At 61.4% G+C, this 18,418-nt stretch carries 20 protein-coding genes and 1 pseudogene; 13 read left to right on the forward strand and 8 right to left on the reverse strand.

The features are described 5' to 3' along the window. Position 1 precedes the first annotated feature (1 nt). The 7 genes from RWJ89_RS21975 (at position 2) to lpdA (ending at position 8,082) form a co-directional block, all read left to right on the forward strand. Positions 2–769, forward strand: a complete 768-nt coding sequence (locus RWJ89_RS21975; RefSeq protein WP_222011506.1) for an SDR family NAD(P)-dependent oxidoreductase — start codon at positions 2–4, stop codon at positions 767–769. A 23-nt stretch (positions 770–792) separates the two neighbouring features. Continuing rightward, entirely contained in the window at positions 793–2,001 is a 1,209-nt protein-coding gene (locus RWJ89_RS21980; protein WP_222011507.1) for an acetyl-CoA C-acyltransferase, read from the forward strand. Beyond that, entirely contained in the window at positions 1,998–3,125 is a 1,128-nt protein-coding gene (locus tag RWJ89_RS21985) for an acyl-CoA dehydrogenase family protein (protein ID WP_168282519.1), read from the forward strand. The genes RWJ89_RS21980 and RWJ89_RS21985 overlap by 4 nt, the downstream gene beginning before the upstream one ends. 64 nt (positions 3,126–3,189) lie before the next feature. Then, positions 3,190–4,422: a thiamine pyrophosphate-dependent enzyme gene (locus tag RWJ89_RS21990; RefSeq protein ID WP_168282521.1), complete on the forward strand. Its 1,233-nt coding sequence runs from the start codon at positions 3,190–3,192 to the stop codon at positions 4,420–4,422. 1 nt (position 4,423) lies between these two features. Next, positions 4,424–5,437, forward strand: a complete 1,014-nt coding sequence (locus RWJ89_RS21995; RefSeq protein ID WP_168282523.1) for an alpha-ketoacid dehydrogenase subunit beta — start codon at positions 4,424–4,426, stop codon at positions 5,435–5,437. Between the two features lie 3 nt (positions 5,438–5,440). Beyond that, complete coding sequence (locus RWJ89_RS22000) at positions 5,441–6,679, forward strand: dihydrolipoamide acetyltransferase family protein (RefSeq protein ID WP_221946652.1); 1,239 nt, start codon at positions 5,441–5,443, stop codon at positions 6,677–6,679. A 5-nt stretch (positions 6,680–6,684) separates the two neighbouring features. Beyond that, positions 6,685–8,082 (forward strand): dihydrolipoyl dehydrogenase, encoded by a 1,398-nt coding sequence (gene lpdA / locus RWJ89_RS22005; protein WP_316031426.1) that lies wholly within the window; start codon positions 6,685–6,687, stop codon positions 8,080–8,082. A 526-nt stretch (positions 8,083–8,608) separates the two neighbouring features. Here lpdA and RWJ89_RS22010 read toward each other — a convergent pair. Continuing rightward, positions 8,609–8,749, reverse strand: coding sequence for a hypothetical protein (locus RWJ89_RS22010; RefSeq protein ID WP_316031427.1), 141 nt, complete (start codon positions 8,747–8,749; stop codon positions 8,609–8,611). A 24-nt stretch (positions 8,750–8,773) separates the two neighbouring features. On the opposite strand from RWJ89_RS22010, the gene RWJ89_RS33240 reads away from it, so the two are divergent. The 6 genes and pseudogenes from RWJ89_RS33240 to RWJ89_RS22035 all read left to right on the forward strand — a co-directional run. Beyond that, positions 8,774–9,502, forward strand: coding sequence for an alpha/beta hydrolase (locus tag RWJ89_RS33240; RefSeq protein ID WP_410056113.1), 729 nt, complete (start codon positions 8,774–8,776; stop codon positions 9,500–9,502). After that, a complete protein-coding gene (locus RWJ89_RS22015) occupies positions 9,433–9,729 on the forward strand; it encodes a GYD domain-containing protein (protein ID WP_113543429.1) in 297 nt (98 codons plus the stop codon). Before RWJ89_RS33240 ends, RWJ89_RS22015 begins: the two co-directional genes overlap by 70 nt. Then, positions 9,726–11,099, forward strand: coding sequence for a glycolate oxidase subunit GlcF (glcF, locus tag RWJ89_RS22020; protein ID WP_316031428.1), 1,374 nt, complete (start codon positions 9,726–9,728; stop codon positions 11,097–11,099). Before RWJ89_RS22015 ends, glcF begins: the two co-directional genes overlap by 4 nt. A 24-nt stretch (positions 11,100–11,123) precedes the next feature. Beyond that, complete coding sequence (locus RWJ89_RS22025; protein ID WP_316031429.1) at positions 11,124–12,656, forward strand: FAD-binding oxidoreductase; 1,533 nt, start codon at positions 11,124–11,126, stop codon at positions 12,654–12,656. A 14-nt stretch (positions 12,657–12,670) separates the two neighbouring features. Further along, positions 12,671–13,459 carry an SDR family NAD(P)-dependent oxidoreductase gene (locus RWJ89_RS22030; RefSeq protein WP_221983440.1) on the forward strand — a complete coding sequence of 263 codons (789 nt, stop codon included), beginning with the start codon at positions 12,671–12,673 and terminating at the stop codon, positions 13,457–13,459. Between the two features lie 76 nt (positions 13,460–13,535). Next, positions 13,536–13,655: pseudogene (locus RWJ89_RS22035) on the forward strand (IS5/IS1182 family transposase); the annotation flags it as partial. A 219-nt stretch (positions 13,656–13,874) separates the two neighbouring features. Here RWJ89_RS22035 and RWJ89_RS22040 read toward each other — a convergent pair. From RWJ89_RS22040 to RWJ89_RS22070, 7 genes are read right to left on the reverse strand one after another with little or no spacing between them, the layout of a single operon-like run. Continuing rightward, positions 13,875–14,699, reverse strand: a complete 825-nt coding sequence (locus RWJ89_RS22040) for an alpha/beta hydrolase (protein ID WP_221983442.1) — start codon at positions 14,697–14,699, stop codon at positions 13,875–13,877. A 13-nt stretch (positions 14,700–14,712) separates the two neighbouring features. Beyond that, positions 14,713–15,495 carry an SDR family NAD(P)-dependent oxidoreductase gene (locus tag RWJ89_RS22045; protein ID WP_316031430.1) on the reverse strand — a complete coding sequence of 261 codons (783 nt, stop codon included), beginning with the start codon at positions 15,493–15,495 and terminating at the stop codon, positions 14,713–14,715. A 2-nt stretch (positions 15,496–15,497) separates the two neighbouring features. After that, positions 15,498–16,346 carry a fumarylacetoacetate hydrolase family protein gene (locus RWJ89_RS22050; protein WP_221983444.1) on the reverse strand — a complete coding sequence of 283 codons (849 nt, stop codon included), beginning with the start codon at positions 16,344–16,346 and terminating at the stop codon, positions 15,498–15,500. Then, positions 16,343–16,771: a cupin domain-containing protein gene (locus RWJ89_RS22055; RefSeq protein ID WP_113543435.1), complete on the reverse strand. Its 429-nt coding sequence runs from the start codon at positions 16,769–16,771 to the stop codon at positions 16,343–16,345. The genes RWJ89_RS22050 and RWJ89_RS22055 overlap by 4 nt, the downstream gene beginning before the upstream one ends. Before the next feature lie 28 nt (positions 16,772–16,799). Continuing rightward, a complete protein-coding gene (locus tag RWJ89_RS22060; protein ID WP_045024556.1) occupies positions 16,800–17,195 on the reverse strand; it encodes a RidA family protein in 396 nt (131 codons plus the stop codon). After that, positions 17,188–17,607: an acyl-CoA thioesterase gene (locus tag RWJ89_RS22065; RefSeq protein WP_113543437.1), complete on the reverse strand. Its 420-nt coding sequence runs from the start codon at positions 17,605–17,607 to the stop codon at positions 17,188–17,190. The genes RWJ89_RS22060 and RWJ89_RS22065 overlap by 8 nt, the downstream gene beginning before the upstream one ends. A 23-nt stretch (positions 17,608–17,630) precedes the next feature. After that, entirely contained in the window at positions 17,631–18,410 is a 780-nt protein-coding gene (locus RWJ89_RS22070; RefSeq protein WP_113543438.1) for an SDR family NAD(P)-dependent oxidoreductase, read from the reverse strand. Between the last annotated feature and the right edge of the window lie 8 nt (positions 18,411–18,418).

Raw genomic sequence — 18,418 nt, forward strand, 5'->3', positions numbered from 1 at the left:
CATGCTGATCCGAGGTGCGAGTTTCATCGTGACCGGCGGCGGCTCTGGCCTCGGCGCGGCGACGGCGCGCATGCTTGTGGAGGCGGGCGGACGGGTGACAATCGCCGATCTCAACGCGGAAGCCGGTCAAGATATCGTCCGGGTATTCGGAAGCGATGCCCGTTTCGTCAGGGCCGACGTGACCGATGGCGAGGAGGGGGCGGCGGTGGTTGCCGCTGCCGTCGAAGCCTTTGGCGGCTTGCGCGGATTGGTGAATTGCGCAGGTGTGGCGCCGGCCGAAAAGGTGATCGGCCGCGACGGACCGCACCGGCTGGAGAGTTTTGCGCGCACGGTCCGCATCAATCTCATCGGTACGTTCAACATGATCCGGCTTGCCGCCGCAGCGATCCAGACGACCGAGCCGGATGCGGAAGGCGAACGCGGCGTCATCGTCAATACGGCCTCGGTTGCAGCCTTCGACGGCCAGATCGGCCAAGCAGCCTATGCCGCCTCCAAGGGCGGGGTGGCGGCGATGACCTTGCCGATCGCCCGCGAGCTTGCACGTCACGGCATTCGCGTCGTCGCGATCGCGCCCGGCATTTTCGAGACGCCGATGATGGCTGATATGCCGGCCGAAGTTCAGGCAGCGCTCGGCAAGAGCATGCCCTTTCCGCCGCGGCTCGGCCGTCCGGCGGAATTCGCCGGGCTGGTCCGTCATATCTTTGAAAACAACATGCTGAACGGCGAGGTCATCCGCCTCGACGGCGCATTGCGGATGGGCGCGCGCTGAGCGGGTTGCCCGAAGGAGGAAAGATGGTTTTGCAAGACCCCATCGTTATCGTCGGTGCGGCGCGCACCCCGATCGGCAGCTTTCAAGGAGAGCTGAAGGATGCAACTGCACCGGAACTGGGAGCAACCGCGATCCGAGCGGCGCTTGAGCGGAGTCGCGTCGAGGCCGAGGCGATCGAGGAGGTCGTCTTCGGCTGCGTGCTGCCGGCGGGACAGGGGCAGGCGCCGGCGCGCCAGGCGGCGATCCATGCCGGCCTGCCCTTCGCGACCGCGGCCAGCACCGTCAACAAGATGTGCGGCTCGGGCATGAAGGCGGTCATGATGGCACATGACCTGATCGCCGCCGGCAGCGCTTCGCTGGCGGTCGCGGGCGGCATGGAAAGCATGACGAATGCGCCCTATCTTCTTGACAAGGCCCGTGGCGGCTACAGGCTCGGCCATGGGCGCGTCGTGGATCACATGTTCCTCGACGGGCTGGAGGATGCTTATGACAGGGGGCGCTTGATGGGCAGCTTCGCGGAGGATTGCGCCGAGGCCTATCAGTTCACGCGCGAGGCGCAGGATAGCTACGCCATCACCTCGCTGACGCGGGCGCAGAAGGCGATTGCCGAAGGCTGTTTCGAAAGCGAGATCGCGCCGGTTACGGTGAAGTCGGGCAGAGTCGAGCAGGTGGCGAGCCGCGATGAACAACCCGGCAAGGCGAAGCTAGATAAGATTCCGACGCTTAAGGCCGCCTTCCGCGACGGCGGCACGGTGACCGCCGCCAATTCCAGCTCGATTTCCGATGGCGCTGCCGCCCTGGTGCTGATGCGCCGCTCCGAGGCGGAGCGCCGCGGCCTCAAGCCGCTTGCGACGATCATCGGCCATGCCACGCATTCGCAGGCGCCCAATCTTTTCGCCACGGCGCCGATCGGCGCGCTGCAGAAGCTGTCCGATCGCACCGGCTTGCCGCTGTCGGAGGTCGATCTGTTCGAAATCAACGAGGCTTTCGCCGTCGTCGCCATGGCGGCGATGCGCGATCTCGATCTGCCGCATGAAAAGGTGAATGTGCATGGCGGCGCTTGTGCGCTCGGCCATCCGATCGGCGCTTCGGGAGCCCGGATTCTGGTGACGCTGCTTGCCGCACTGGAGCGATACGACCTGAAGCGCGGCATGGCCGCGCTCTGCATCGGCGGCGGCGAGGCGACGGCTGTCGCCATCGAGCGGCACGAGCGGGGAGGGCAGAACAGATGATCCTTTCCGACCTCCAGCAGCAAATCTCAGATCTCGCCCGCGACTTTGCCCGCGACCGGTTGGCGCCGGGGGCGGCCAAACGCGACCGGGAGCATCTCTTCCCGCGCGAGGAATTGAAGGAAATGGGTGAACTCGGGCTGCTCGGCATGCTGGTGCCGGAAGCCTATGGCGGGTCGGATACCGGTGTGGTCGCCTATGCCGCGGCACTCGAGGAGATTGCCGCCGGCGACGGACCCTGTTCGACGATCATGAGCGTGCATAGCTCCGTCGGTTGTGTGCCGATCCTGAAATTCGGTACCGAGGAGCAGCGGCAGCGCTTCCTGCCGAAACTGGCCAGCGGCGAATGGATTGGCGGCTTTGCGCTGACCGAGCCGCAGGCCGGTTCCGATGCCTCCAACCTGAAGACCCGGGCGCGGCGTGACGGCGATCACTACGTGCTCGACGGCTCCAAGCAATTCATCACCTCGGGAAAGAACGGTCATGTCATCATCGTCTTTGCCGTCACCGATCCCGATGTCGGCAAGAAGGGTATCACCGCCTTCATCGTGCCGACCGATACGCCGGGCTACGAGGTGATCCGCGTCGAGGAAAAACTTGGGCTGCATTCCTCCGATACCTGCCAGATCGCCTTCAACAGCATGCGCATCCCGGCAGAACTCAGGCTCGGTGCGGAAGGTGAAGGTTATCGCATCGCGCTCGCCAATCTCGAGGGTGGGCGGATCGGCATTGCAGCGCAGGCGGTGGGCATGGCGCGGGCGGCCTTCGAGGCGGCGCGCGACTACGCCAAAGAGCGTACGGCCTTCGGCAAGCCGATCGTCGAGCATCAGGCCGTTGCGTTCCGCCTTGCCGATATGGCGGTGCGGATCGAGGCGGCGCGGCAGCTCGTTTTTCATGCTGCCTCCCTCAGGGAAGCCGGACTGCCCTGCCTGTCGGAAGCCTCGATGGCGAAGCTCTTTGCCTCCGAAATGGCCGAGCGCGTCTGCTCCGATGCGATCCAGATCCATGGCGGCTATGGCTACATGGCCGATTATCCGGTCGAGCGCATCTATCGCGATGTGCGCATCTGCCAGATCTATGAAGGAACAAGTGACGTGCAGCGCATGGTGATTGCCCGCAATCTATAGAACCACATCCGGCCCTGCTTCCGGAGGAGGGGAGCAAGGCCGGCAAAGGGAGGAAAGAAAAAACATGGTGGATTCCGCTCGTTTGAGCCTGCACGTCCCCGAACCCGCCGTTCGCCCGGGCGGTCAGCCCGATTTTTCCAATGTCAAGATTGCCAAGGCCGGTTCCGTGCCGCGGCCGGAGGTGGATGTCGCATCCGAAGATATTCGTGACCTCGCCTATTCCATCATTCGCGTTTTGAACCGCGAGGGCGAGGCGGTCGGTCCTTGGGCTGCGTCGCTCTCCGATGAGGCGTTGCTGACCGGGCTTCGCAACATGATGAAGCTGCGCGCCTTTGACGCCCGCATGCTGATGGCGCAGCGGCAGGGCAAGACCTCCTTCTACATGCAGCATCTCGGCGAGGAGGCCGTCAGCTGTGCCTTCCGCAAGGCGCTCGAGAAGGGCGACATGAATTTCCCGACCTATCGCCAGGCAGGCCTGCTGATTGCCGACGACTATCCGATGGTCGAGATGATGAACCAGATCTACTCGAACGAGAGCGATCCCCTGCGCGGCCGGCAACTGCCGATCATGTATTCCTCCAAGGAACACGGCTTCTTCACCATCTCGGGCAATCTCGCCACCCAATATGTGCAGGCTGTCGGCTGGGCGATGGCTTCGGCGATCAAGAATGACAGCCGCATTGCCGCGGCCTGGATCGGCGACGGATCGACGGCGGAATCGGATTTCCACTCGGCGCTCGTTTTTGCCTCGACCTATAAGGCGCCGGTCATTCTCAACATCGTCAACAATCAATGGGCGATCTCCACTTTTCAGGGTATTGCCCGCGGCGGCTCCGGCACCTTCGCGGCGCGCGGCCTCGGCTTCGGCATTCCGGCGCTGCGTGTCGACGGAAACGACTATCTCGCCGTCCATGCCGTCGCCTACTGGGCGGCCGAGCGCGCGCGGCGCAATCTCGGCCCGACGCTGATCGAATATGTGACCTATCGCGTCGGCGCGCATTCGACCTCCGACGATCCGAGCGCCTATCGGCCCAAGACGGAATCGGAGGCCTGGCCGCTCGGCGATCCCGTGCTGCGGCTGAAGAAACACCTGATCGTCAAGGGCGCATGGTCGGAGGAACGGCATGTGCAGGCCGAAGCCGAAATCATGGACGAGGTGATCGAGGCGCAGCGTCAGGCAGAGGCGCATGGCACGCTGCATGCCGGCGGCAGGCCCTCGGTGCGCGACATTTTCGAGGGCGTATATGCCGAGATGCCGCCGCATATCCGCCGCCAGCGACAGAAGGCGGGGTACTGACATGTCAAGAATGACGATGATCGAGGCCGTGCGCAGCGCCATGGACGTCTCGATGGCACGCGACGACAATGTCGTCGTTTTCGGCGAGGATGTCGGTTATTTCGGTGGCGTCTTTCGCTCGACACACGGCCTGCAGGCAAAATACGGCAGAACGCGCTGCTTCGATACGCCGATCAGCGAATCCGGCATCGTCGGCACGGCGATCGGCATGGCGGCCTATGGGCTGAAGCCCTGTGTCGAAATCCAGTTCGCCGATTACATGTATCCGGCCTATGACCAGCTGACGCAGGAGGCGGCGCGTATCCGCTATCGTTCCAACGGCGATTTCACCTGCCCGATCGTCGTGCGTATGCCGACCGGCGGCGGTATCTTCGGCGGCCAGACACACAGCCAGAGCCCGGAGGCGCTTTTTACCCATGTCTGCGGGCTGAAAGTGATCGTGCCGTCCAATCCCTATGACGCCAAAGGCTTGCTGATCGCGGGGATCGAGGATCCAGACCCCGTGATGTTCCTGGAGCCGAAGCGCCTCTATAACGGCCCCTTCGACGGCCATCACGAGCGGCCGGTGACGCCCTGGTCAAAACACGACCTCGGAGAGGTGCCCGATGGCCATTACACCATCCCGATCGGCAAGGCCGAAGTGCGGCGCGCAGGATCGGCGGTGACGGTGGTCGCCTACGGCACTATGGTACATGTGGCGCTTGCTGCGGCCGAGGATGCCGGCATCGATGCCGAGGTGATCGATCTCAGAAGCCTGCTGCCGCTCGATCTGGATACAATCGTCAAGTCGGTCACCAAGACCGGGCGTTGCGTTGTGGTTCATGAGGCCACTTTAACGTCGGGCTTCGGCGCCGAGGTTGTGTCGCTGGTGCAGGAACATTGCTTCTATCATCTCGAAGCACCGGTCGTGCGTGTTGCCGGCTGGGATACGCCGTATCCGCATGCGCAGGAGTGGGACTATTTCCCCGGTCCCGGCCGTGTTGGGCGGGCGCTTGCCGAAGTCATGGAGGCCTGAGCCATGGGCGAATTCATCATCAACATGCCCGATGTCGGGGAAGGGGTCGCCGAGGCCGAGATCGTAGAATGGCATGTGAAGACGGGAGATCCCGTCCGCGAGGACATGGTGATCGCCGCCGTCATGACCGACAAGGCCACCGTGGAAATTCCGTCTCCCGTCAGTGGCACCGTCATCTGGCTTGCCGGCGAGGTCGGAGACCGTATCGCGGTCAAGGCCCCGCTGGTGCGGATCGAGACGGCGGGAGTTGTCGGAGAGGCTCAGCCCGTAGGGATTTCGCAGACGCCGATTGCCGAAACGCCCAAGGCCGAGATTGTAAAACCTGCTGCGGCAGCGCCTGCGGCGCCAGTGCCAGCGGCAACACCAGCGGAAAAGCCGCTTGCCGCTCCCTCCGTGCGGCTCTTCGCCAGGGAGAGCGGTGTCGATCTCAGGCAGGTGCAGGCGACCGGATCGGCCGGGCGCATCCTGCGCGAGGATATCGAGCAATTCCTGGCCCATGGGACCGCGCCTGCAACGGCAAAGAACGGCTTTGCCAGGAGGACGGCGACCGAGGAGATCAAGCTGACCGGCCTGCGCCGCCGCATTGCCGAGAAGATGGCGCTCTCCGCCTCGCGCATCCCCCACATCACCTATGTGGAGGAAGTTGATATGACCGCGCTCGAGGAGTTGCGCGCCACGATGATCGGCGATCGCAGGCCTGATCATCCGAAGCTGACGGTTCTGCCCTTCCTGATGCGGGCGCTGGTCAAGGCCATTTCCGAGCAGCCTGACGTCAACGCCACTTTCGACGACGATGCCGGCATCATCACGCGCTATAGTGCCGTGCATATCGGCATCGCCACGCAGACGCCGGCCGGTCTGACCGTGCCGGTGGTGCGGCATGCCGAAGCCCGCGGCATCTGGGATTGCGCCGCCGAGATGAACCGGCTGGCGGAAGCGGCGCGATCGGGTACTGCGACACGCGATGAGCTTTCCGGCTCCACCATCACCATCAGTTCGCTCGGTGCGCTTGGCGGCATCGTCTCGACACCCATCATCAATCGTCCCGAAGTGGCGATCATCGGCGTCAACAAGATCGCCACGCGACCGGTCTGGGACGGCGCGCAGTTCGTGCCGCGCAAGATGATGAACCTCTCCTCCAGCTTCGATCATCGCATCATCGACGGCTGGGATGCGGCAAACTTCGTGCAGCGCATCCGAACGCTGCTCGAAACGCCGGCGCTCATTTTTATCGAAAGCTGAGATCCATGAAAGAGATCGTCTGCAAGCTCCTCGTCATCGGCGCCGGTCCGGGCGGTTATGTCTGCGCCATCCGCGCCGGGCAGCTCGGCATCGATACTGTTATCGTCGAGGCCGGCAAGCCGGGCGGCACCTGCCTGACGGTCGGCTGCATTCCCTCCAAGGCGCTGATCCATGCGGCGGAGGAATTCGATGCGACGCAAAAGATGCTTGCCGGAAAAAACCCGATGGGCATCCGCGTCGAAGGCGCCTCGATCGACCTCATGAGGACGATTGCTTGGAAGGACGGGATCGTCGGCCGCTTGACCAGCGGTGTTTCGGGGCTGCTGCAGAAGGCGCGGGTCAAGATCGTCCACGGCCGCGCCCACTTCCGCGACGGCAAGACGGTGGAGGTGGAGACGGAAATTGGCCAGCAGATCATCCGCGCCGAGACGGTGGTGATCGCCACCGGTTCGGATCCGGTGGAGCTTGCGAACCTGCCTTTCTGCGGCCGCGTCATTTCCTCGACAGAGGCGCTGTCGCTGATGGATCTGCCAAAAAAGCTCGTCGTGGTCGGTGGCGGTTATATCGGGCTGGAGCTCGGCACCGCCTTTGCCAAGATGGGGTCTGATGTGACGGTCGTCGAGGCGACGCCGCAGGTGCTGCCGCAATATGATGCCGAACTGGTGCGGCCCGTCATGCGCAAGCTGACCGAAGGCGGTATCCGGGTGTTGACGGGTGCGAAGGCGATCGGCCTTGCCGACAATGGCGAGGCATTGATCGTCGAAACGCCGGATGGCCGGCGTGAGACCCTGCCGGCGGACCGCATCCTCGTCACCGTCGGCCGCCGCCCAAGAACCGCAGGATCCGGTCTCGAAGAGCTCGATCTCGATCGTGCCGGCCCATATCTCAGGATCGATGATCGTTGCCGCACCTCCATGCGCGGCATCTATGCGATCGGCGACGTAACCGGCGAGCCGATGCTTGCCCATCGGGCCATGGCGCAAGGCGAGATGGTGGCGGAAATCATCGCCGGGAAGAAACGCGCCTGGGACAAGCGATGCATTCCCGCCATCTGCTTTACCGATCCGGAAATCGTCAGCGCCGGCCTCTCGCCGGCGGAGGCGAAGGCGCAAGGCTATGAAATCCGCACCGGCCAGTTTCCGTTCAGCGCCAACGGACGGGCGATGACGATGCTGTCCGAAGAAGGCTTCGTGCGCGTCGTGGCGCGCGCCGACACCAATCTCGTGCTCGGCCTGCAGGCGGTGGGGGCCGGGGTCTCCGAGCTCTCGGCGGCCTTTGCGCTCGCCATCGAGATGGGCGCACGTCTGGAAGATATCGCCGGCACCATCCACGCGCATCCGACCCGCAGCGAAGCGGTCATGGAGGCGGCGCTGAAGGCTTTGGGAAGCGCTCTGCATATCTGAGCCGAAGTCCGGTATGAATGGTGACAATCTTCGAAAGGATTGAGCGGGGAAATCGTCGCGCGATGATTATCGAACTTCTCGGCGGTCTCCGTTCGTCCCAAGCAATAGACTGGTGTTGCGCAGGCGAATGAGCGTGCCCTCAGTCGGTGCCCGATGATCGACTTATAGCGACCGATGCACCAACGCCGATCGCCGCCTATTACCGTGTGTTCTCTGAGCATCCAACCCCTCCACCAAGCGACGATCAGGGGCCGGTAACTCATCCAGCAAGCGTTCGACGCAACGCTCCGTTTGGTCGGCGCCGATTTGCGCTGGCGACAAAGAGAACGTGCAGCCTCAGCCTAACCCCAAGGTTCATCTCGCTGCTAGGATATCTCAAACATAGAGTTGTTTACGACAGAAGTTGCCTGAAATGAGCCTTTCTCCCGACACACCGACGCCCTCGTCAAAATCTGCGCCTCATGGTGCAGCTTTTGGCCGTGATGCGCACAGGGTCTACGATGCGGCTCAACTGGACGGACAGTATCTAGCCCGGTTCGGGGTTCCGGCTTTCGTGGAATTCGTAAAGCGATGGCAGAGCGACAGCGCTGCTTTGGTCGACGCCTGTTCCCGTGCGCTGGACGTGCCGTTCGGCGAAGGGAAAGACGAAACGCTGGACATCTTCCATGCCGCCCACGGAACGCCGGCACCAGTGCTGGTTTTCTATCACGGTGGTTACTGGCGCTCCGCCGACAAGGCCTGGTTCCGCTTCATCGCCCGTCCGTTCGTCAAGCGCGGGGCGGTCGTGGTTTTGCCGAACTACAGCCTGTGTCCGAGCGTCGGTATGGACGCCTTGGTTGAGCAGTGCACTCGATCCTTCGAGTGGCTATGGCGGAACGTGGCTTCATTCGGCGGCGATGAGTCCAGGGTGTTCGTTTCCGGTCATTCGGCCGCTGGTCATATTTCGGGGATGCTCCTGGCGCATGACTGGTCCTCTCTCCGATCCAGTTCAGGTTTCCCGATCAAGGGCGTAACGGCGATCAGTGGCCTGTTCGATCTGGAGCCGATCCGACTGACCAGCCTGAATCAAGACCTGCGCCTAACCGCGGAGTCCGCAACGCTCAATAGTCCCGTCAATTTGCCACTGCCCGCGCGGCTGCCTCTCATTAGCGCCGCTGTCGGTGGCCTGGAGAGCGACGAGTTTCAAGCGGCAGAACCGGCTTTTCGCCGGTCACGTCGGCGACCACTCATGCAGCATCGTCGAGGTTCAGGGGCACCATTATTATTCGGTCCTCCATTCGATGGCCAATCCCGAGCACCCATTCAGCAGGATGGTCCGCAATCAGATGGGACTGTCCTAAGGAGGAAGACATGCGTTTCGTGCTTATCGGCAATCACGGCTCCGAGTGGGTGCTTTCCAAGGCGGAAGAGCGGCGTCTGAGCTCCATGGAAAAGTGCAGCGAGCTTGGCCTGAAGGTAGAGTTCAACGCTTTTACGCAAGGGCAATACGACTTCGTCACCGTGATCGACGCCCTCGATCCGGAAACCGTCAGCGCCTTTTCTCTATGGTTCAATGAGAAAGGTTTTGGCCGCATCCAGACCATGCGCGCGTTCGATGCGGAGGAATTCAAAACCGTGCTGGCCCGCGCTGGCGGACCCTCAGCATGAAAACGAACTTCACTGCCGAGCAGCTCAAGGATCCGGAGCTCGCCGAGGCCAACGAAATCCTCAAGACTTGCGTGCATTACGGCTTTTGCACCAACACTTGCCCGACATACGTGTTCACCCGCGATGAGAATGAGTCCCCGCGCGGCCGCATCGACCTCATCCGCGAAATGCTGGAAGACGGCGGCGCCCCCAAATCCAGCACCGTCCAGCACATCGACAGCTGCCTCTCATGCCTGTCCTGCATGACCACCTGCGCGGCAGACGTCGACTATGTGCACCTTATCCACAAGGCACGCGTTCACGTCGAGGAACACTACGACCGTCCGATCATCGATCGCCTGCTGCGTTCCGCGCTGGCCGCGACGATCCCGTACCCGAAGCGCTTCTCGGCCGCCTTGAAGCTGGGCAGGATCGGTCGCCGGTTCGGGAAACTGGCGCCCAAGCAGCTCAGGCCATTGCTGGACCTCGTTCCCGACGCACTAGCCGAAGACATACTCGCGCCCCAACTGTTCAAGGCGGAAGGGGAACGGCGCTACCGGGTGGCAATTCTTGCCGGGTGCGCTCAGCAGGTCCTCAACGGAAACATCAATGCTGCGACAATCCGCATCCTGCAGCGCCACGGTTGCGACGTGGTCGTCGCCAAAGGCGCGGGTTGCTGCGGTTCGCTCGCACTCCATATGGGCCGGGACGAACAGGCCAAGGCGAGCGCCACGCGCAACGTCACGGCATGGCAGCAGGAACTGGCAGTGGGCGGTCTCGATGCCATCATCGTGAACAGTTCCGGCTGCGGTACCACGATCAAGGATTACGGGCACCTGTTCCAGCGCGACAGCAATGCCTCCGAGGCGAGGGAGGTCGCAGCCAAGGCGTGCGACATCACCGAATTCCTTTGCAAGATCGGCCTCAACGTACCCGAGAGTCCGTTGCCCTATGTCGTGGCCTACCACGACCCTTGTTCCATGCAGCACGGGCAAAAGGTGAAGTCGCAGCCTCGTCAAATGCTGCGGAAGGCCGGCTTCACGGTTCAGGACGTGCCCGAGGGCCATTTCTGTTGCGGTTCCGCCGGCACCTACAACATGCTGCAGCCCGAGATGGCGGCCAAATTAGGCCAGCGCAAAGCCGACCACATCGCGAGTACCACGCACCATTTGGTCGCTACAGGAAACATCGGGTGCATGACGCAAATCCAGAAGTACCTGGGCAAGCCGGTGGTTCACTCTGTGGAATTGTTGGACTGGGCGACCGGCGGTCCCATGCCGCCCGCTGTGGTCGGCGTCGATCTGCCCGATCCGGCATCGCTTGTCAAAATCCCCAAGGACGTTCCGCAGCAAGCGGCAACCCCCGCGCCCATCTCAGACGGATTCTGGTGATCAACAATGTTGCAAGGAAAAAAGATGGCAGGAGACATGAGGAAGGTCGAGGAATTCTTCGGCAATATCGCGGCGAAGCTCGGAGGGGACGCGGTAAACCGCACCGAGGAGACCATCAACCGTTACAGCGAGAACACCATGCCGGGCGGCTCCCGCCCGCCACTCGGCGTCGTCTACCCGCGATCGACCGATGAAGTTCAGATCATCGTCCGCGCCGCCAACGAATTCGACGTAGCGCTCTATCCCGTCTCGACGGGTAACAATATCGGCTTGGGCAGCCGATCCCCTGTCCATGCGGGTCAGGTAGTCGTCGATCTCGGCCGGCATATGAACCGGATCATCGAGGTCAACGACAAGCTGGGCTATGCGGTCGTCGAGCCAGGCGTCAGCTACCAGGCAATGTATGACGAGTTGGTTCGCCAGGGCGACAAGTACATGATCGACGTGACCTCCGGCCCGCCCCAGGGCGGCGTCATGGGCAACGCCTTGGACAAGGGTGCAGGCTACGCTCCCTATTTCGACCATTTCGGTATGTCGTGCGGCATGGAGGTGGTGCTCGGCAACGGCGAGATCCTTCGCACCGGCGACGGGGCACTCGCGACGGGTAACCTGCTGAATTGGCACACGTCGAAGTATTCCTACGGCCCGATCATCGACGGTCTTTTTGCACAGTCGAATTACGGCATCGTCGCTCGCATGGGAATGTGGCTGATGCCGCGCCCGCCCGCTATCCGGTCGTTTCATTTTACCTATGAGGATGACGACGCTCTCGAGGAAATCACCGACATCTGCCGCATGCTGAAGATGTCTAATTACGTCCCGACGCTCTTCCGTGTGGCCAATGACCTCTATACCTGTGGCGCCGAAGTGGTCAGCGAGGAATTCACCCAAAGCGGCGGTCAGAAGTCGATTTCCGATGCTGGCCGCAAGAGGTTGCGGCAGCAGTTTGGTCTCGGCTCATGGACCGTGTCTGGAGCATTCTACGGCCCAAGCATGGAGGCGATGGAACCGCAGATCCAGCGTGTGGGTGACCTGTTCGGCAGGTCGGGGAAGGCCCGGTACATCTCCCACGAAGATGCCGAGTACATCAATCCGCTCAAGGTGGCGATCAACGCGTTCTCGGGCGTCCCGAGCGCCAGCGAACTGGGTCTGCTCCGGTGGCGCCCGGGCGGCGGCAATACCTGGTTCCTTCCAGGCACTCCGACCGACGGTCAAGTTGCCAACGAGTTCCAAAAGGTCGGTCGCGCAATCTACGAGAAGCACGGCATGGACTACATGGTGATGAATGTTTGTGCGGCTCGCTTCATGCGCGGCCTGCACGTGATCACCTTCAACCGCGAAGACGAGGACGAGTGCCGGCGCGCCGACGCGTGCTACCGCGAATTGTCGGAAGAGTTGGTGCGGCGCGGCGTCTTCGTCGGTCGCGCGCCGATCGACTACCAAAAGTTCCACATGGACCAAACCACCGACAGCTTCCGGGACGCATGCTCCGGGATCAAGAACGTATTCGATCCCAAGGGCATCATAGCCCCCGGTCGCTACGGCATCGGCGAGTAAGAACGGAGACGGCAATGAGCGGTTTGAATTTGACCATGCTGCCTGAGGCAGGATCGCGCGTGGTGGTCGCTGGGGGCTGCGGCGGCATTGGCAAGATTCTGGTGAAGGTATGCGTCGATCATCGCATGGACGTTACGGTGCTCGACACACCGTCGGCGATCGAGAGTGCCGAAGCGATCGAAGGCGTTTCCTATGTCGCGTTCGACGGTCGTGACCCGGAGAGCATAGAGCGGGCCGTCAATGCCGTGGCCGCTCGGCACGACGGCCTGGAATGCCTCTTTTTCCTGAGTGGGTTTCCCATTATCCCGCGACGTCCGCTGAGCGAAGTGCCGATAGACAAGTGGAACGAGCTGATGTCGGTAAATTTGACCTCGGCATACCTGCTTGTGAACGGGCTATCACCGCTTCTAAAGCGGGGGCGTGACCCTGCGATCGTCACAGTGGCCTCGAGCCTCGCCTACCAGGTAATGCCCGGCATGTCGGCCTACGCTGCCTCCAAGGGCGGGCTTATCTCCCTGACGAAGGCATTCGCGGCAGAACTGGCACCCACCGTCCGCGCCAATTCCGTAGCGCCGGGAGCGGTCGATACCGACTTCCTGTCCGGTGGTACGGGGCGCGTCGAGGACAAGGGCGCCCGCTCCTGGTTCGACGACATCAGCGCGAAGTACGTCGCCAGCATCCCGCTCGGTCGGGTGGCCAACGAGCAGGATGTGGTCGGCCCGATGCTTTTTCTGGCCGGGCAGGGCAGCCGCTACATGACCGGCCAGGTGCTGCACCTGAACGGTGGGCGCCTCACTCCTTAAGGTCATGCCGCCCTATTGATTAACGGGCTTTCCGAATCACGATGGTCTTGATTCACTCATGGCAGGAGGGTTTGCCATGAGTGATTTGTTTTGGTTGACGCCATCGCAGCTTGGTCGGAACAGGCCGTACTTCCCGCTGGCGCACGGCATCCCTCGCGTTGATGACCGGCGTGTTGTCAGCGGTATTATTTACGTGCTGAAGCTACGCCTTCATCCGCTGCACGCAGGGCGCAGGGGTGAGGGCGAGATGGATACTGTCTCAGTACCCGCGCGGAAAGTGCTGGCTAAGTATACCCGCCAGCTGATTCAGCAGGAACTGAAACATAACCCTGCAGGCGGGCCATGTTCGCTTTGTCCCAATGGACACTGTGTTATACTGCGGAGCACCGCTCATTGCTGCTGAACCAGGCTCGATTCAACCAACGAGCGCGTGAGTCAGCGGATGGTCGGGATTGGTGAGTCCATTAATGATGTTAAAATGATGCCGATCCGGCTCCACCACCACTTCAGTTTCCGCCCCAAGTCCGAGCCAAATATTGGCCAGAAGCGCGTTTTGCCGCAGGAATTCGGACGTTTCCCGCTCCCCTGCCCAGCAAACAAGGCGTGTATCGGCCAAAGGCTCGAGAAGCGCAGGACTCTCGCTGGCAGCCTCTGCCGCATCGACGGCAAGCGTCGTGTTGCGCTTCGTCCAGATCATGGGTCTCAGGTCATGGATACCAGAGATCGACACGGTCTTTTCTATGCGGTCAGAAACGACAGGCGACAAAGGGGTCGTGGCGCTAATCATCCTTGTGACCAGATGTCCGCCGGCCGAGTGGCCGATAAGACGGATCGGTCCCTCAACGCGCTCGGCTGCGGCTGAAACGGCTTTGCCGATGGCTCGGGTGATGTCGGCAATCCGTACCTGGGGCGCTAACGTATAGCTCGGCACGGCAAAAGCGTAGTTATATGCGAGAGGACCGGCCGACAGATGAGACCAGAAACTCTTATCAAGGCTCATCCAGAAACCTCCGTGCACGAAAACGACGAGCCCCTGCGGTTTTGCGTTGGGGAGAAACAGATCGAAGCGCTCTCGCTCGGCTTCACCATAGGCGAGATCGAAATGGGCTCGGCCTGCTGTCGCCAACTGATCACGTGCCTGCCGCGCCGGCTCGACCCACACGCCTGGCCAGTTCTCTGACTTCGGTATGTTGGCCCCGTTGTCGTAAACCCAGGTCCAATCCGTCACTTTGTATCGCATTGCATTGTCCCCATCAGGTTTCAAAAATTCCGGTCTCGGTCGCTACCCGGCGATAGGCGGCGCCTGCGGTAAACCCGCCATCGATGACGAAATCTTCGCCGGTGATGAAACTTGATGCGTCGGAGGCAAGGAATAGTACCAGTTCGGCAATCTCCTCGGGTTTTCCGCTGCGCTTCATCGGTGTCATCTCGATCATGGGCTTGAGATGCGGGCTGCTGGCATTGAGACCGGTGACGACGAGGCCCGGGCAGACTGCATTGACGCGGATGTTTTTGGCAACAAGCTCCATGGCTGCACTGCGGGTCAAGCCGCGCAGGCCCCACTTGCTGGCAGTGTAGGCCGGATCATAATGGCCGCAAAAGCCGCTATTGGAAGAGATGTTGATGATGGAGCCGCCACCGCTTTCCGCCATGCGGTCAGTCACGGCCTGTATGCCCAGGAATGCGCCCGTAAGATTGACCTTCAGCACGCGTTCCCACGCTTCTAGACCTGTCGTGGCAACTGTTGAGCGATTGATGATCCCCGCATTGTTGACGAGAATATCAATTCGGCCTTTCCACTCGGTGGCAAGTGACACCACGCCAGCCCAGCTTGCGGGATCGGTTACGTCCAAATGGACAAAGCGTGCTTCGAAACCGTCATCCTGCAGGGCCCGCGCCAAGGCGCGGCCTTCCTCGGCCAGAACATCAGCGATGATGACGGCAGCGCCGCTGGAGGCGAACAGCCGCGCTTCGGCTTCGCCCTGTCCGCGTGCGCCGCCTGTGACGATGGCCAGTCGGCCTTTCAGATCGCTCATGATCAATTCCGCGCGGCTATGGTTGTTTGACGCTGCTCGCCCAGACCTTCGATGCCAAGCGTCATGACCTGGCCGGGCTGAAGGAAGACGGGCGTTGGCTTGATACCCATGCCGACGCCGGGCGGTGTCCCGGTGGCGATGACGTCGCCTGGCATCAGCGTCATGAACTGGCTGATGTAACTGACGAGATGCGCCACGCCAAAGATCATCGTGGACGTGCTGCCGGTCTGGCGGCGCCGACCATCGACATCCAGCCAAAGCGATAGGTTCTGCGGATCCGCGATCTCGTCACGGGTGACAAGCCATGGGCCGATCGGTCCGAAGGTGTCGTGGCTCTTTCCTTTGGTCCATTGCCCGCCGCGCTCCGACTGAAAAGCGCGCTCGGACACATCGTTGACCACGCAATAACCGGCGACATAGGAAAGTGCGTCTGTCTCGGTCACGTATTTAGCGCGTTTGCCAATCACAACACCAAGCTCGACCTCCCAGTCGGTCTTGCCAGAGGTGCGAGGAATTTCAACATCATCGTTCGGGCCGACGATGGCTGTCGTTGCTTTCATGAACAAGATCGGCTCCTCGGGAGGCGCTTTGCCTGTTTCCTTGGCATGGTCAGCATAGTTCAAACCGACGCAGATGAACTTACCGACATTGCCAACGCAGGCACCCACGCGGTCAGCCGAAACCACTGGCAGACTTGCCGGATCAACGCTGCGGACGCGGTTCAGCACCTCATCGCCCAGCGTTTCGCCTGCAATGTCAGGGACGATACCGGAGAGATCGCGCAGCGTGCCATCGTCAGTTAGAAGTGCTGGCTTTTCAACGCCGATCGGGCCGTGTCTCAAGAGTTTCATTTTGCTCTCCTGAAGCCAACGAGAACGGAATCGTCAACATCCGGCAGATTGACCACGATGTTGTCGGGAGTGCGGGTCGTCAGCCAGATCAGTTCTTCAGTGGTGGACATGTTGACTTCGATATGCGGCCAGTTGGGCGGCACAAAGATGAAATCGCCTTCTTCCATGTCGAGAAATTCCTGCCAGTTCTCGCCAAAATAGATGCGGGCTTTGCCCTTCAGCACGTAACCGCCGGTTTCGGCCTCTCCATGGTGGTGCGGATAGGAACGGTAGCCGGGGTCGTTGGAGACCTTCCCGAACCAGATTTTGGTGGCGGGCGTATGCTGTGGGCTGACGCCGGATATGCGCACGCAACCGCCGGATTGGCCGGTTCCTGTGTCTTCCTCTCCCCTACGGGTAATCACGGGCATGACTTTGCTGGTCATCGATTTCTCCTCCTCTTTGAACCTAAAATCAGTCCGGCACGACGGCGAGCGACTGGATCTCGATCTTGGCCCGGTCTTCCATCAGCGCCACGACCTGAACGGCCGCCATGGGCGGGAAATGGCGGCCGATGATCTCGCGATAGACCGCGCCGATTTCCCGCATGCGGGATTTGTAGGCTTCACGATCGGTGAAGTACCATGTCATCTGGATGAGATGCTCAGGCTTGGCATTGGCAGCTTCCAGCACGCTGACGATGTTGAGCAGCGTTTGACGCACCTGATCCACAAAGTCATCGGAATGGAACTGGCAATGTGCATCCCAGCCGATCTGGCCACCGACCTGAACGATTCGTCCACGGGCGCTGATACCGTTCGAATAGCCGATGGGCTTTGCCCATCCGTTCGGTTGGATGATTTCATGCATCATGTCTTGACTCCAGATAACGTGTCAGGCCCGCGCGAATGTCGTCTGGCCAGGGATGAGATTTATGGTCTGTCAGTGAGGTCATCACGATGCGCTGGCGCACCGTCCAGATGATATCGCCGCGCACCGTGACGATGGTTTCCAAATCGAGCGAGGCGCGACCGATGGAGCGCACATGCACGGCAAAATCCAGCACATCGCCATAGACGGCAGGCTTCTTGAATTCCAGGTTCATGGTCACGGTCGGCAAGCCCAGCTTGCGCTCGAACATGATTTCTTTCCACGTCACGTCAAAGGACGCGAACATCGCCTCGTTGACATCGACCAGCATAGACAGATAGGCCGGATGGTAGGCGATCCCGGTCAGGTCGCAATCGCCAAAACGCATCGGCTTTGATAGGGTGAAGGGCATGTGTCTTATCGCTTTTTTCTCGCTCAACCAACCATGATTTCGCCGCCGGCAACCGCGATGGCCTGCCCGGTAATCGAGCCTGCGCCGGGCGAGGCGAGCCACAGCACGGTATCGGCCACTTCCTGCGGCTGGATCAGCCGGGCTTGCGGGTTGGACTTGGTAAATTCTGCCAAAGCCTCATCGCGGCTGCGCCCCGTTTTTTCCATGATCGTTTCCAGCGAGTGCTGGATAATCGGAGTGTCGGTGAAACCAGGACAGACGGCGTTGACCGTTACACCCTTCTTGGCCAGTTCCAGGGCCAATGCCCGCGTCATGCCGATGACGCCATGCTTGGCAGCGCAGTAGGCGGACACATAGGCGTAACCCGTCAGACCTGCTGTGGAGGCGATGTTTATGATACGAGCACCTGCACCATGCGCCTTCAGATCGGCAAGAGCTGCCTGCGTCACGTTGAAGACGCCGGTGAGATCGATGGAAAGCACGTGACTCCACATGTCTAGCGACGTCTTCTCGAAAGAAGCACTTGGTGCCTCCCCAGCATTGTTTACCAGAATGGAGATCGGCCCGAACGTTTCTCTCGCTATTTCCAGGCCCTTTGCTATCGCTTCGGGCTGAGTAACATCGAAACCGTCACGCACATAGCAGTTGCCACCAATGGCAGCGGCGACATCCTCCAACGGCTGGCGACGACGACCGGCCAGCGTGACCTTTGCACCGGCCTTGCCCAGCGTCATGGCAATCGCCGCACCGATGCCGCTTCCGGCACCGGTTACCAGCGCATGGTGGCCTTTGAGGATCTGCATTACCACAC

Source organism: Rhizobium sp. 10PS4 (genome assembly GCF_032464805.1).
GTDB classification, from domain to species: domain Bacteria; phylum Pseudomonadota; class Alphaproteobacteria; order Rhizobiales; family Rhizobiaceae; genus Rhizobium; species Rhizobium laguerreae.